This is a genomic window from Polaribacter sp. 2305UL8-11 (genome assembly GCF_058147165.1).
The window spans coordinates 1-265 of the sequence record NZ_JBYVJW010000054.1 but is presented as its reverse complement, the minus strand read 5'-3'; the positions used below and the strand labels follow the sequence as shown (position 1 = coordinate 265).

1 protein-coding gene is annotated in these 265 nt (G+C 26.0%); it reads left to right on the top strand.

All coding sequences use genetic code 11. The features are described 5' to 3' along the window. Window positions 1-253 (top strand): T9SS type A sorting domain-containing protein (locus ACY2RW_RS16185; protein WP_490123768.1); only part of this gene is annotated, 253 nt, incomplete at its 5' end. Window positions 254-265: the final 12 nt, after the last annotated feature.

The following is a 265-nucleotide window of genomic DNA, read 5'->3' as shown; positions in this document are numbered from 1 at the left end:
TTTAGGTAATAATTCTACTTTAGGTTTTGCAACTTATCCAAACCCTGTTACAAATAATAATTTCACAATTTCTCGTAATAGTACAAGCGAAAAACAAATTTCAATTTTTAATGTTTTGGGTAAAAACGTATTAACTAACCGTTTTTCAGGAAATAAGCAGAATATAGATGTTGCTGGAATAAATGCAGGAATCTACATTTTAAAAGTCACTGAAAATGGTAAAACTGCAACAAAAAAATTAGTAATTAGATAGTATTTTTAAATA